This window comes from Streptomyces sp. JW3, from assembly GCF_052216785.1.
Taxonomy (GTDB): Bacteria; Actinomycetota; Actinomycetes; order Streptomycetales; family Streptomycetaceae; genus Streptomyces.
The window spans coordinates 24,213-37,569 of record NZ_JBQOUX010000010.1 but is presented as its reverse complement, the minus strand read 5'-3'; the positions used below and the strand labels follow the sequence as shown (position 1 = coordinate 37,569).

11 protein-coding genes are annotated in these 13,357 nt (G+C 72.5%); 8 read left to right on the top strand and 3 right to left on the bottom strand.

Translation table 11 applies throughout. From position 1 onward, the window contains the following. Positions 1-46 precede the first annotated feature (46 nt). Positions 47-631: a hypothetical protein gene (locus tag ACTT8P_RS06780; RefSeq protein WP_442830611.1), complete on the top strand. Its 585-nt coding sequence runs from the start codon at positions 47-49 to the stop codon at positions 629-631. A gap of 81 nt (positions 632-712) precedes the next feature. On the opposite strand, the gene ACTT8P_RS06775 is transcribed toward ACTT8P_RS06780, so the two are convergent. Further along, positions 713-2,089, bottom strand: a complete 1,377-nt coding sequence (locus tag ACTT8P_RS06775; protein ID WP_442830610.1) for a diaminopimelate decarboxylase — start codon at positions 2,087-2,089, stop codon at positions 713-715. A gap of 126 nt (positions 2,090-2,215) precedes the next feature. Here ACTT8P_RS06775 and hutU point away from each other — a divergent pair, with 126 nt between their 5' ends. The 4 genes from hutU to hutI are packed head-to-tail and all read left to right on the top strand — an operon-like array spanning position 2,216 to position 7,705. Beyond that, positions 2,216-3,925: a urocanate hydratase gene (hutU, locus tag ACTT8P_RS06770; RefSeq protein ID WP_442830609.1), complete on the top strand. Its 1,710-nt coding sequence runs from the start codon at positions 2,216-2,218 to the stop codon at positions 3,923-3,925. Continuing rightward, complete coding sequence (locus ACTT8P_RS06765) at positions 3,922-5,139, top strand: allantoate amidohydrolase (RefSeq protein ID WP_442830608.1); 1,218 nt, start codon at positions 3,922-3,924, stop codon at positions 5,137-5,139. The genes hutU and ACTT8P_RS06765 overlap by 4 nt, the downstream gene beginning before the upstream one ends. Then, positions 5,136-6,479, top strand: a complete 1,344-nt coding sequence (locus ACTT8P_RS06760; protein ID WP_442830607.1) for a formimidoylglutamate deiminase — start codon at positions 5,136-5,138, stop codon at positions 6,477-6,479. The genes ACTT8P_RS06765 and ACTT8P_RS06760 overlap by 4 nt, the downstream gene beginning before the upstream one ends. Before the next feature lie 23 nt (positions 6,480-6,502). Further along, positions 6,503-7,705: an imidazolonepropionase gene (gene hutI, locus ACTT8P_RS06755; RefSeq protein ID WP_442830606.1), complete on the top strand. Its 1,203-nt coding sequence runs from the start codon at positions 6,503-6,505 to the stop codon at positions 7,703-7,705. Positions 7,706-7,864: 159 nt separating this feature from the next. Here hutI and ACTT8P_RS06750 read toward each other — a convergent pair whose 3' ends face one another. After that, on the bottom strand, positions 7,865-8,779 hold the full coding sequence (locus ACTT8P_RS06750) for an RNA polymerase sigma factor SigF (protein ID WP_442830605.1): 915 nt from the start codon (positions 8,777-8,779) through the stop codon (positions 7,865-7,867). A gap of 253 nt (positions 8,780-9,032) precedes the next feature. On the opposite strand from ACTT8P_RS06750, the gene ACTT8P_RS06745 reads away from it, so the two are divergent. Both ACTT8P_RS06745 and ACTT8P_RS06740 read left to right on the top strand, forming a co-directional pair. Further along, positions 9,033-9,410 carry an STAS domain-containing protein gene (locus ACTT8P_RS06745; protein WP_442830604.1) on the top strand — a complete coding sequence of 126 codons (378 nt, stop codon included), beginning with the start codon at positions 9,033-9,035 and terminating at the stop codon, positions 9,408-9,410. Between the two features lie 204 nt (positions 9,411-9,614). Further along, the gene (locus ACTT8P_RS06740; protein WP_442830603.1) at positions 9,615-10,160 is read left to right on the top strand and encodes an ATP-binding protein; all 546 of its coding nucleotides are present in this window, start codon (positions 9,615-9,617) and stop codon (positions 10,158-10,160) included. A gap of 520 nt (positions 10,161-10,680) precedes the next feature. On the opposite strand, the gene ACTT8P_RS06735 is transcribed toward ACTT8P_RS06740, so the two are convergent. Next, complete coding sequence (locus tag ACTT8P_RS06735; RefSeq protein ID WP_442830602.1) at positions 10,681-12,177, bottom strand: MFS transporter; 1,497 nt, start codon at positions 12,175-12,177, stop codon at positions 10,681-10,683. A gap of 486 nt (positions 12,178-12,663) precedes the next feature. Here ACTT8P_RS06735 and ACTT8P_RS06730 point away from each other — a divergent pair, with 486 nt between their 5' ends. After that, a complete protein-coding gene (locus tag ACTT8P_RS06730; protein WP_442830601.1) occupies positions 12,664-13,341 on the top strand; it encodes a response regulator transcription factor in 678 nt (225 codons plus the stop codon). Positions 13,342-13,357 lie beyond the last annotated feature (16 nt).

Here is a 13,357-nt window from a genome sequence, read left to right as displayed (position 1 = left end):
GTGGCACACCCTCGGACGCTAGGCAGATGTTGCACGGGAGGCAGACGTGGCACGCGGAGGACAGGGGCTGGCCCGGGTGGCCGTCGTGGTACGGGCGGGCGCGGCACCGATGTGGTGGCTCGGCGTGATCGCGGCGGGCGTCGGCGTACTGGTGCCCGGCGTGACCGGGCGCCGGATCGGCGTCCTGGCCGGGGCGGCGCTGTTCGTCGTCGCGGCCGGCGTGGTGGCGTACGTCCGCCGCAAGCGGTACACCCTGCTGGCCGGCACGGCGGCCCGGGCCGGCAAGCACGACGTCCTCCAGGACCGGGCGGTGACCTCGCGCAACTGGCGTCGCGGGCACCGCTGGTGGCTGCTGCTGGCCTTCCTCGCCGCGCTGGGCAGCGCGTTCGCCGTCCCGGCGGCCGGCGGGCTGCTGCTGGCCGGCTGCGGGGCCGGGCTCTGGCTGAAGGCGGCGTGGCTCGGCCGCCGGGAACGGGCCGGGGACGCGCTGCTGTGGGTACGGGTCGACTGGCTGACCCGCGGCGCCGGGCGCCCCGCGGGCAAGGCGGTCAAGGCGTACCGGGGGACCGGCATCGCGGCCGGGGACGCCGCTCCGGGCGGGGCACGGCGGAAGACGGCGGCACTGGTGTGACGCCGGCGGGGTGACCTCCTCAGAGACGCGGGGGTCGGGTGGCTGGGCGCGCGGTTCCCAGCGCCCCTTGGAGACATCGCCTCACCCTGGCTCGGGAAGCACCAGCGCGTTCGCGTGCCCGCCGCCCGCCTCCGCGACGATCTCCGCCACCGACTGCGCCTCCCGGACCACCGCGAACCCCACGCCCCCGTCCGGCGCGGGCCCGAACCCGAACACTCCGGGCCGCGCCAGCGAGTTGTACGCGTAGTGCTGCGCGAAGTAGTACGCCCCGGTGTCCAGCGCCGCCGCGTAGTCCCCCTGACCGAGGCGCGGCAGCGCCCGCCCCGTCGCCAGCAGGTCCCCCGCGAAACAGGCCGGGCCGGCCACGTCCTGCACCACCGGCGGCCCCTCCTTGGGACGCCCCGCCCCGTCGTACGCGGCGATCCGCAGCGGCCACGCGTCCGGCGCGTACACCGTCCGCGTCGCCACCTGCACCCCCGCGTGCGTCACGGCGACCGGCCGGCCCCCGGCGCTCTTGGTGTACTCGACCCGCGCCACCACCGTCCCGTGCTTGGCCAGCAACGACCGCCCGAACTCCGTCACCAGCCCGTACCGCCCGCCGAACAGCCCCGGCACCGCCGCCCGCAGCGCCCGCGCGTACTCCCGGCAGGTCGGCGTCGTCGGCTCCGAGGCGAAGTTCACCGGCAGACCGCCGCCGATGTCGACGGTGTCCACCTGCCGCCGCCCGGCGCGCCCGTTGATCTCCTCGGCCAGCGCGTACACGGCGGCCACCCCCTCGGCCATCCGGGCCGGCGCGATGCCCTGGGACCCGGTGTGCACATGCAGCCGGGTCAGCCACGGCCGGTCCAGACACGCCCGCACCAGCCACTCCCGGGCCCCCTCGTCCCGCAGCGCCACCCCGAACTTCGAGGTCGCCGTCGCCGTGGACAACGCCTCGATGGAGCCGCCACCGACCTGCGGATTCACCCGGACGCCCAGGGGTGAGACGGTCCGCGTGGAGCGCAGCAGACCGTCGAGGCGGTCCAGTTCTTGCGCACTGTCCGCGTTGACGGCGACGCCCAGCGCCAGCGCCTCGCGCAATTCCTCGGGCGTCTTGGCCGGCGAGTCCAGCACCGTGCGCTCCGCCGGCACCCCCGCTGCCCGGGCCAGCGCCAGTTCACCCGGGCTCGCCACCTCCGCGCCGATGCCCTCGTCCCGCAGCAGCCGCAGCACCGGGACCAGCGGACACGCCTTCACCGCGAAGGCGTGCAGGACGGGCGTGCCGGGCGCGGTCACCGCCGCGAACGCCGTCCGCAGCGCCGCCGCCGACTCCCGGATGCCGGTGACGTCCAGCAGGGCCAGTACGGGCGTGCCCGGTCCGAGCAGGCCCTGCGCCACGGCGGCCCGGACCGCCGCGTCCCGCCGCGCGACCCGCCGCTCACCCTCGCCGCTGTCGTCGCCGTCATCGTCGTCGCTCATGCGGTCCAGCCAAACACTCACGGCTCGCGGACGCCGTCCCCACGGTGTATTGACTAGCTCTATTCATGAAGTAACCATGTGAATAGAAGGCGTAATGTCCGTGGGAGCCGGCCTCAGGAGGCAGTCATGTCAGGACCCCACCCCGTCCGCGCCCCGCGCGGCACGCAGCCGAGCGCTCTGGGGTGGCAGCAGGAGGCCGCCCTGCGGATGCTTCAGAACAACCTCGACCCGGAGGTCGCCGAGCACCCCGAAAAGCTCGTCGTCTACGGCGGCACCGGCAAGGCGGCCCGCGACTGGCGCTCCTTCGACGCCATGGTCCGCACGCTGGAGACCCTCAAGCAGGACGAGACGATGCTGGTCCAGTCGGGCCGCCCGGTCGGCGTCATGCAGACCCACGAGTGGGCCCCGCGCGTCCTCATCGCCAACTCCAACCTGGTCGGCGACTGGGCCACCTGGGAGGAGTTCCGCCGCCTGGAGGCGCTCGGCCTGACCATGTACGGGCAGATGACGGCCGGTTCCTGGATCTACATCGGCACCCAGGGCATCCTCCAGGGCACCTACGAGACCTTCGCCGCCGTCGCCGCGAAGCTGCACTCGATCGGCAAAGGGGTCGACGGCACCCTCGCCGGGACCATCACCCTCACCGCCGGCCTCGGCGGCATGGGCGGTGCCCAGCCGCTCGCGGTCACCATGAACGGCGGCGTCGCCCTCTGCGTCGACTGCGACCCGCGCGCCATCGACCGCCGTATCGAGCACCGCTACCTCGACGTACGGGCCGACAGCCTGGAGCACGCCCTCCACCTGGCCACCGAGGCCCGCGACCGGCGCGAACCGCTCTCCATCGGCGTCCTCGGCAACGCCGCCGAACTCGTCCCCCGGCTCCTCGCGAGGAGCGCCCCGATCGACATCGTCACCGACCAGACCTCGGCCCACGACCCCCTCGCCTACCTCCCCACCGGCATCGCCTTCGAGGACATGGCCGACGCCGCCGCCAAGGACCCGGCCGGCTTCACCACCCGCGCCCGCGAGTCCATGGCCCGGCACGTGGAGGCCATGGTCGGCTTCCAGGACGCCGGCGCCGAGGTGTTCGACTACGGCAACTCCATCCGGGGCGAGGCCCGGCTCGCCGGCTACGACCGGGCCTTCGCCTTCCCCGGCTTCGTCCCCGCCTACATCCGCCCGCTGTTCTGCGAGGGCAAGGGCCCCTTCCGCTGGGCCGCGCTCTCCGGCGACCCGGCCGACATCGCCAAAACCGACAAGGCGATCCTGGAGCTGTTCCCGGAGAACGAGTCGCTGGCCCGCTGGATCAAGCTGGCGGGGGAGCGGGTCCACTTCCAGGGGCTGCCCGCCCGGATCTGCTGGCTCGGCTACGGCGAGCGCGACAAGGCCGGTGAGCGGTTCAACGACATGGTCGCGAGCGGTGAGCTGGCCGCACCGGTCGTCATCGGCCGCGACCACCTCGACTGCGGCTCCGTCGCCTCCCCGTACCGGGAGACCGAGGCGATGCTCGACGGCTCCGACGCGATCGCCGACTGGCCGCTGCTCAACGCCATGGTCAACGTGGCCTCCGGCGCCTCCTGGGTGTCGGTCCACCACGGCGGCGGCGTCGGCATGGGCCGCTCGATCCACGCCGGGCAGGTCACGGTCGCCGACGGCACCCCGCTCGCCGGCGAGAAGATCCGCCGGGTGCTCACCAACGACCCCGGCATGGGCGTCATCCGGCACGTGGACGCCGGGTACGACCTCGCGGAGTCGGTCGCCGAGGACAAGGGCGTGCGCGTCCCCATGCGCGAGGGCGACGACCCGCGGGGCCCCCAAGAAGGCGGCACCGCGTGAGCTTCCACCGCATGTGGGCGGAGCTGCTGCCGGTCGGCCGCGGCTCCGCCGCCGGTGGCTACCGCAGGTTCGCCTGGACCGGCGCCGACGCCGACTGCCGGGCCTGGTTCCGGGAGCAGGCCGTCACCCGCCAGCTGGCCTACGAGGCCGACCGCAACGGCAACCAGTGGGCCTGGCTCGGTGACCCGGCCGCCGGGGACGCCGTCGTCACCGGCTCCCACCTGGACTCCGTGCCCGACGGCGGCGCCTTCGACGGCCCCCTCGGCGTCGTCTCCGCCTTCGCCGCGCTGGACGAACTGCGCCACCGGGGAGCGCGGTTCGCCAAGCCGCTCGGCATCGTCAACTTCGGCGACGAGGAGGGCGCCCGCTTCGGTCTGGCCTGCGTCGGCTCCCGGCTGACCGCCGGCCTGCTCACCGCCGAGCAGGCCCACCGCCTGACCGACGGCGACGGGGTGACCCTCCCGAGGGCGATGGCGGCCGCCGGGTACGACCCGGACGCCATCGGCCCGGACCCGGAACGGCTCGACCGCATCGGCGCCTTCGTCGAACTCCACGTCGAACAGGGCCGCGCCCTGGACCTGTCCGGCGACCCGGTCGGCATCGCCTCCGCCATCTGGCCGCACGGCCGCTGGCGGTTCGACTTCCGCGGCGAGGCCAACCACGCCGGCACCACCCGCCTCACCGACCGGCACGACCCGATGCTGCCGTACGCCGAGACCGTGCTCGCCGCCCGCCGGACGGCGGAACTCGCCGGCGCCGTCGCCACCTTCGGCAAGGTCGCCGTCGAACCGAACGGGGTCAACGCCGTGCCCTCCCTGGTGTCCGGCTGGCTGGACTCCCGCGCGGCGGGGCCCAAGACCCTGGACGCCGTGGTCGCCGGCATCGAGCAGGCGGCCCGCGACCACGCCGAGGCCCACGGCGTCGACCTCACCGTGGCCCGCGAGTCCTTCACCCCGGTCGTCGAGTTCGACCACGCCCTGCGCGACGAACTGGCCCGCATCCTCGGCACCGGGACGGACCTGCGCGTCCCCGTCCTGGGCACCGGCGCCGGACACGACGCCGGAATCCTCGCCGGACGCGTCCCGACCGCCATGCTGTTCGTGCGCAACCCCACCGGCGTCTCGCACTCCCCGGCCGAGTCCGCCACCGAGGACGACTGCACGGCCGGGGTACTCGCCCTCGCCGACGTACTGGAAGGACTCGCGTGCCCGTGACCGACCCCCAGCGCACGTACTGGCTCGAACACGCCTGGCTCGGCGACCACGTCGAACCGGGCGTCGCCGTCGAGGTGGCGGACGGCCGCATCCGCGCCGTGCGCACCGAGACCGACACCCCGCCGCCCGGCGCCGAGATCCTGCGCGGCCTGACCCTGCCGGGCCTGGCCAACGCGCACAGCCACGCCTTCCACCGCGCCCTGCGCTCCACCGTCCAGGTGGGCTCCGGCACCTTCTGGACCTGGCGCGAGGTGATGTACTCGGTCGCCGACCGCCTCACCCCGGACACCTACTACGCCCTGGCCCGGGCGGCGTACGCCGAGATGGCGCTGGCCGGCGTCAGCTCGGTCGGCGAGTTCCACTACGTGCACCACGCCCCCGGCGGCACGCCCTACGCCGACCCCAACGCCATGGGCGAGGCGCTGATCGAGGCGGCCGCCGACGCCGGGGTCCGGATCACCCTCCTCGACACCTGCTATCTCTCCGCCGGCTTCGGCCGGCCGCCCACCGCGCACCAGCTCCGCTTCTCCGACCGGACGGCGGAGGACTGGGCGACACGCTGTTCAGTTCTCAAGGAACGGGATCACGCGCGGATCGGGGCCGCCGTGCACTCGGTGCGGGCGGTGCCCGCCGAGCAGTTGGCGACCGTGGCCGGGTGGGCCGAAAAGCGGCGGGCCCCGCTGCACGTCCACCTCTCCGAGCAGACCGCCGAGAACGACGCCTGCCAGGAGGCGCACGGGTGCAGCCCGGCCCGGCTGCTCGCCGACCACGGGGTGCTCGGACCGCGCACCACCGGCGTGCACAACACCCATCTGAGCGACGACGACATCGCCCTGATCGGCGGCAGCGGCACCGGCACCTGCATGTGCCCGACCACCGAACGGGACCTCGCGGACGGCATCGGACCCGCCGCCGCGCTCCAGAAGGCCGGCTCACCGCTGTCCCTCGGCTCCGACAGCCACGCCGTCGTCGACCTGCTCGGCGAGGCGCGCGCCATGGAGCTGAACGAGCGGCTGCGCACCCGCACCCGGGGCCACTGGACGGTCACCGCCCTGCTGCGCGCCGCCACCGCCGACGGACACGCGGCCCTCGGCTGGGACGACACCGGCGCCATCGAGGCCGGCCTGCGCGCCGATCTGACGACCGTCGCCCTGGACTCGGTCAGGACGGCCGGGCCGCTGCCCCGGCTCGGCGCCGAGACGGCCGTATTCGCGGCGACTGCGGCGGACGTCCGGCACACCGTCGTGGACGGCCGGCACGTGGTGCGCGACGGGGCGCACACCCTCGTACCGGATGTGCCGCACGCGCTCGCGCGGGCCGTGGCGGCCCTGCGCGCCTGACCCCGCCGACCGCGAAGGACGCCATGAACAGCAGCACCAGCACCGGCAGCACCAGTACCAGTACCGTCATCACCAACATCGCCACGCTGGTCACCAACGACCCCTCCCTCCAGGACGGAAGCCCGCTCGGCCCGGTCCGGGACGCGGCTGTCGTCATCGACGGCGACCGGGTCGTGTGGACCGGTGAATCAAGCAAAGCACCCGCCACTGACAACCGGGTCGACGCGGGCGGCCGGGCGGTCCTGCCGGGCTTCGTGGACTCCCACTCGCACCTGCTGTTCGCGGGCGACCGCACCGAGGAGTTCAACGCCCGTATGTCCGGCCGGCCCTACCGTGCGGGCGGCATCCGCACCACCGTCGCCGCCACCCGCGCCGCGAGCGACGCGGAACTGGAGGCGGGCCTGACCCGTTACCTCGAAGAGGCCCTGCGCCAGGGCACCACCACCTTCGAGACCAAGTCCGGGTACGGACTGACCACCGCCGACGAGTCCCGCGCCCTCGCCGTCGCCGCCCGCCACACCGACGAGGTCACCTTCCTCGGCGGGCACATCGTCGCGCCCGAACTCGCCGACGACCCGGCCGCCTACGTGGACCTCGTCACCGGCGAGATGCTCGACGCCTGTGCCCCGTACGCCCGTTGGATCGACGTCTTCTGCGAGCAGGGCGCCTTCGACGGCGACCAGGCCCGCGCGATCCTCACGGCGGGCAGGGCCAAGGGCCTGCACCCCCGCATCCACGCCAACCAGCTCTCCCACGGCCCCGGCGTCCAGCTCGCCGTCGAACTCGACGCGGCCAGCGCCGACCACTGCACCCACCTCACCGACGCCGACGTGGACGCCCTCGCGCACAGCCGTACGGTCGCCACGCTGCTGCCCGGCGCCGAGTTCTCCACCCGCGCCGCCTGGCCGGACGCGCGGCGCCTGCTCGACGCCGGAGTCACCGTCGCGCTCTCCACGGACTGCAACCCCGGCTCGTCGTTCACGTCCTCCGTCCCGTTCTGCATCGCGCTCGCGGTACGGGACATGGGGATGACGCCGGACGAGGCCCTCTGGTCGGCCACGGCGGGCGGCGCGGCGGCCCTGCGGCGCACGGACGTCGGCCGCATCGCGCCGGGGGCGTACGCCGACCTGGTCTTCCTGGACGCCCCGAGCCATGTGCACTTGGCCTATCGGCCGGGTGTCCCGCTGGTCAGCGAGGTCTGGCGGAGGGGCGTACGCGTGGTCTGACGTGTGATGCGACTCGTGGTGCGACGTGTGATGCGACTCGTGGTGCGACGTGTGATGTGACTCGTGGTGTGACTCGTGGTGTGACGCGTGGTGCGACGACAGCCCGAAGGGGCGGCCGGGGCCGCCCCTTCGCAGCACAGCAGGCCGGACGGCCGGCCCTCACTCCTCGACCGTCAGCCCCTTGCGCAGCTTCACCAGCGTGCGGGAGAGCAGCCGGGAGACGTGCATCTGGGAGATGCCCAGTTCCTCGCCGATCTCCGACTGGGTCATGCCCGCGACGAAGCGCAGGGAGAGGATCTTCCGGTCGCGCGGCGGCAGCTCGGCGATCAGCGGCTTGAGCGACTCGACGTACTCGATGCCCTCGAGCCCGTGGTCCTCGTAACCGATCCGGTCCGCCAGCGCGCCCTCCGCGTCGTCCTCCTCCGGCTGGGCGTCCAGCGAGGCTGCCGTATACGCGTTCGAGGCAGCCATGCCCTCGACGACCTCGTCGTTCGTTATGCCCAGGCGCTCGGCCAGCTCGGCCACCGTCGGCGCGCGGTCGAGCTGCTGGGCCAGTTCGTCACCGGCCTTGGCCAGGTCCAGGCGCAGTTCCTGAAGGCGGCGCGGGACGCGCACCGACCAGGAGGTGTCGCGGAAGAACCGTTTGATCTCGCCGATGATGGTCGGCATGGCGAACGTGGGGAACTCCACGCCCCGCGACAGTTCGAAGCGGTCGATCGCCTTGATCAGGCCGATCGTGCCGACCTGGATGATGTCCTCCATCGGCTCGCTGCGCGAGCGGAAGCGGGAGGCGGCGAACTTGACCAGCGCGAGGTTGAGCTCGACGAGCGTGTTGCGTACGTACGCGTACTCGTGCGTGCCTTCCTCCAGCGACTCCAGGCGCTCGAAGAGGGTCTTGGACAGGGCCCGGGCGTCGGCCGGGGCGACCTCGTCGTACGCGGGGATGTCCGGAAGCCCGGCGAGGGCGCCGTCGTGCTCGACGGCCCGCTCGGAGTGGCCGATGGGATCCAGATGTTCCGGAGGGGGTGTCGACGTCGCTTTCTGGGTACGCGATCCGTCGAGCCGGGGTGACATGATGTCCTCCATCGTTCTCGGCATACGGCTGCCGAAGCCAATTGCGTGCACTGCGGTGTGCGGCGCCTCCAAAGCCGGCCGTGTCGGTTGTTGTGTTCTTACTAGCCCTACCGGCTTCACCAAGCCCTCCGCAAGTGCTTTATGTTCGGGTATGTCCGTTTCTGTGCGGATGTTCGGGTGTCGAAGGCCGTAGGGAAGGCGTAGTGTTCGGGGGCGTCAGCAAGCAGTCACGACGTCGGGAGAGAGAGACGGCATGGACCGCGGGACGGTCGGCAGCACACAGTCTGGCCGGCTTCTGGTGGAGGTGCGGCAGGAAGGCCCCAGTGCCGTCGTGACTCCGGCGGGTGAGTTGGATCACCACACCGCCGATCTGTTGCGTGAGCCACTGGACGACTGCCTGGACAAGGGTTTCAGCCGCCTTGTCGTCGATTGCTCGCGCCTGGAGTTCTGCGACTCCACGGGACTCAACGTCCTGCTCGGCGCGCGGCTGAAGGCGGAGGCCGCGGGGGGTGGCGTCCATCTGGTCGGCATGCAGCCCGTGGTGGCGCGGGTCTTCGAGATCACCGGTGCGGACGCTGTCTTCACCGTTCATGACACCCTGGAAACGGCCCTGGCGGACGAGAGCGGCTGAGCCGCTCCGCGGAACCGGCGGGGTGTCCCGCGCGTCCCCTGTGACCGGTGGTTTCGCCCCGTCCGGTGTTTCCTGCCCAATACAGGGGTGTTCTGTCGGTCCGGTCGGGCAGGAGACATCCTGAACAGGGTCGGCCGACTGACTGTGGACTGACTGTGTACGACGTTGAATCATGAATTGGTGAATCGGTGAGGTGAAGCGCTGATGAGCACCACCCGGCCCTACTCGCCGGGCGACCGCGGTCCGGAGCCCAGCGGCGCCTCCGGGGCGTCCGAGGGGGGCATGCCCGTGACCGGGGCGTCCGAAGGGGGCGGGGGCGCGCCGACGGCTGCCGCCACCGGCCGCCAGTCGCGCAGGCTGAGCTTCGACGGCGCCAGCGGTGTCGTGCCGCTGGCCCGCGACTTCACCCGCCAGGCGTTGTACGCGTGGGGCTGGCTGCCGGCCGCCTCGGCCGACCGGCGGGCCGCCGCGGAGGACGTCCTGCTGGTCGTCTCCGAACTGGTCACCAACGCCTGTCTGCACGCCGAGGGGCCGGACGAGCTGTGGATCAGCTGCGACCGCAAGGTGATCCGGCTGGAGGTCTCCGACCGGGGCACGGGCCAGCCGGCGCCCCGCACCCCGCACCGCGCCGGCCGCCCCGGCGGCCACGGCATGTTCATCGTGCAGCGGCTGTGCCTGGACTGGGGGGTCGTACGGTCCCCGGGCGTCGCGGGCAAGACGGTGTGGGCGGAACTGGCGGCCCCCGCGTAATCCTCCGGAGGCCGGCTGCGGGCTGCCTCTGGGGGCGCGGCTGCGAGAAAGGCGGCTCGTGCGGGGTCCCCTGTTACGGCGGTCCGTGGTGATGACGAAGGCCGGTCCGTGCGGGCAGAGGCCGGTCCGTGCGGGCAGGGCTGCGCCCGGGGAGCCGCCGCGGGTGTGCCGTCCCTTCGGGGACCGCCGCCACGGACGCTCGCCGCCATGAGCCGGTCAGGCCGGATGCTCGCGAAGGTGGCCTACGAGGTCGGGGGCCCGGCGCCCGTCCCTACGGGAACTTGCAGGAATGCCGCTCCCGGGGGGCCCCGCGACAGCCGTCCCAGGCTTGCCGCCGCCGTACCTCTCGTAGGCGTAGGCGTAGGCGTAGGCCGAGGGCCCACAGCCCCGGGGCCGGGGGCCCGAAGCCCACGGACCCGGCCCGCCGGTCGTCCAGCGCCCCGCCTCGGAGAAACCCCGAAGGGCCACCGCGTCCACCCAAGGGACGCGATGACCCTCCGAAAAGCCGGGCCGGCAGGGCTCAGTGGACGTCGCCCATCATCGTCCTGACGCGCTTGCGGTACATCCACACCGCGATGCCCGCGATCACGGCGAGCGTGGCCTCCGCGGCGACGATGCCGGTCTTGTTCAGGTCCACGCCGGCGATGGAGAGCAGCCCCGTCGTCGCGTCGCCCGCGGTGACCGCCAGGAACCAGACGCCCATCATCTGCGAGGCGTACTTCACCGGCGCCATCTTCGTCGTCACCGACAGGCCGACCGGGGAGAGCAGCAGCTCACCGCAGGTCTGGACGAAGTAGATCGCCACCAGCCACAGCGCCGCGGCCTTGTGACCGCCGTCCGCGATCGCCAGCGGGGCCAGGAAGAGGAAGAAGGACGCGCCGACCAGCACCAGGCCGAACGAGAACTTCACGATCGTGCTCGGCTCCTTGCCGCGCCGGGCCAGCGCCAGCCACAGCGTCGCGAAGACCGGGGCCAGCGCCATGATGATGACCGGGTTGACCGACTGGTACCAGGAGACCGGGAACGACCAGCCACCGACGCTGTTCTCGGCCGAGGAGTCGGCGAAGATCGACAGGGTCGAGCCGCCCTGGTCGTAGATCATCCAGAAGACGGCCGCGGCGACGAAGAACCAGATGTACGCGGACATCTTCGACTGCTCGGCCCGGTCCAGGGACCTGTCGCGCTTGATGCGGGTCAGCACCAGGATCGGGATGATCACGCCGAGCAGGGTCAGCGGGACCAGGATCCAGTTCAGCGTGTAATGGCCGGAGAAGCCGACGATCGCGTAGAAGACGACGGCGATCGCGGCCCAGAACGCGGCCTTGCGCAGCGTCGAGGTCTTCTCGGCGGCCGACAGCGGCTTGGGGACGACGCTGGAGTGGGCGTCGAGGTGGCGGCTGCCGATCAGGAACTGGGCGACCCCGATCGCCATGCCGACCGCGGCCAGCGCGAAGCCCAGGTGCCAGTTGACGTTCTCGCCGATGGTGCCGATGACCAGCGGCGCGACGAAGGCGCCCAGGTTGATGCCCATGTAGAAGACGGTGAAGCCGCCGTCCCGGCGCGGGTCGTCGGGGCCCTGGTAGAGGTGGCCGACCATCGTGGAGATGTTGGCCTTCAGCAGACCCGAGCCGATCGCGACCAGGCCGAGACCGGCGAAGAACGTGCCGGAGGACGGCAGGGCCAGGGTCAGGTGGCCGAGCATGATGATGCCGCCGGCGATGGCGACGGTCTTGCGGGGACCCCACACGCGGTCGCCGAACCAGCCGCCCGGCATCGTGAGCAGGTACACCAGCGACAGGTACACCGAGTAGATCGCGGTGGCGGTGCCGGCGTTCATGCCCAGGCCGCCCGGGGCCACGAGGTACAGCGGGAGCAGAGCCCTCATGCCGTAGTAGGAGAACCGCTCCCACATCTCGGTCATGAAGAGGGTGGCCAGACCCCTCGGGTGGCCGAAGAAGGTCTTCTCGGACCCGGGGGTGCCCGGGGTGACCGAGTCCTTCGTCAGGCTGGACGCCATGGTCGATCCTTGCTGGTCGGGACGCGCTCACAGAGGCGATGCGCGCCCGGTGGGGGGCAGGCCGGCACCGGCGGTCGTCATCCGTCCGCCCCACGCCTACGGGGCTCTCCGCCCCGGATCACGGGACGGCGGACGGTGACCACCGGGATCCACGCCTCGGCGCGCGGCTCTGCGCTGCGAGGCCCGGCCACAGGTCATTCCTTTCAAGGCCGGCGGATGGCCGGCCCGCACACAGCAAGGACCTTCGGCGTCAAGAGCGTAAGAGCGGCCAAAGGTCCCTGTGGTGCTTCAGGCGTTAAACCACCATAAGGCAAAGTACTGCCCGGTATGGAAGGGTTTGAGATGCGCATCACAGGGAGTGATGGAACCGGAATACTACATTCCGGCCTCTGACAGGGGATGGGGCGTATCCGGCATGTCCGGAGGTAAGAGCGCCCCGCACCGATCTCACCTCGGGCGTTGCCCCGGGCGGACTACCATCGGGTCATGACCCGTGTACTGCTCGCCGAGGACGACGCGTCCATTTCGGAGCCGCTGGCCCGCGCACTGCGCCGGGAAGGGTACGAGGTCGAGGTGCGTGAGGACGGACCCACGGCGCTCGACGCCGGGATGCAGGGCGGTGTGGACCTGGTCGTGCTGGACCTGGGCCTGCCCGGCATGGACGGCCTGGAGGTCGCCCGCCGGCTGCGTTCCGAGGGCCACTCGGTGCCGATCCTCATCCTGACCGCGCGCGCCGACGAGGTGGACACCGTCGTCGGCCTTGACGCGGGCGCCGACGACTACGTCACCAAGCCCTTCCGCCTCGCCGAACTGCTCGCCCGGGTCCGGGCCCTGCTGCGGCGCGGCGCCACCGAGGCCCAGCAGCCGCCCGCCACCCACGGCGTGCGCATCGACGTGGAGTCGCACCGCGCCTGGATGGGCGAGGAGGAGCTCCAGCTCACGGCGAAGGAGTTCGACCTGCTGCGGGTGCTGGTGCGCGACGCCGGCCGGGTCGTCACCCGCGACCAGCTGATGCGCGAGGTCTGGGACACCACCTGGTGGTCCTCGACCAAGACCCTCGACATGCACATCTCCTGGCTGCGCAAGAAGCTGGGGGACGACGCGGCCAACCCGCGCTACATCGCCACCGTGCGCGGCGTCGGCTTCCGCTTCGAGAAGAACTGATACGCGGGTACGTAGG

Coding starts and splice junctions, on each gene's coding strand:
- hutU (WP_442830609.1), top strand. CDS start 2,216: ATGTCAGGACCCCACCCCGTCCGCGCCCCGCGCGGCACGCAGCCGAGC.
- ACTT8P_RS06745 (WP_442830604.1), top strand. CDS start 9,033: ATGGACCGCGGGACGGTCGGCAGCACACAGTCTGGCCGGCTTCTGGTG.
- ACTT8P_RS06775 (WP_442830610.1), bottom strand. CDS start 2,089: ATGAGCGACGACGATGACGGCGACGACAGCGGCGAGGGTGAGCGGCGG.
- ACTT8P_RS06735 (WP_442830602.1), bottom strand. CDS start 12,177: ATGGCGTCCAGCCTGACGAAGGACTCGGTCACCCCGGGCACCCCCGGG.
- ACTT8P_RS06740 (WP_442830603.1), top strand. CDS start 9,615: ATGAGCACCACCCGGCCCTACTCGCCGGGCGACCGCGGTCCGGAGCCC.
- ACTT8P_RS06750 (WP_442830605.1), bottom strand. CDS start 8,779: ATGTCACCCCGGCTCGACGGATCGCGTACCCAGAAAGCGACGTCGACA.
- ACTT8P_RS06730 (WP_442830601.1), top strand. CDS start 12,664: ATGACCCGTGTACTGCTCGCCGAGGACGACGCGTCCATTTCGGAGCCG.
- hutI (WP_442830606.1), top strand. CDS start 6,503: ATGAACAGCAGCACCAGCACCGGCAGCACCAGTACCAGTACCGTCATC.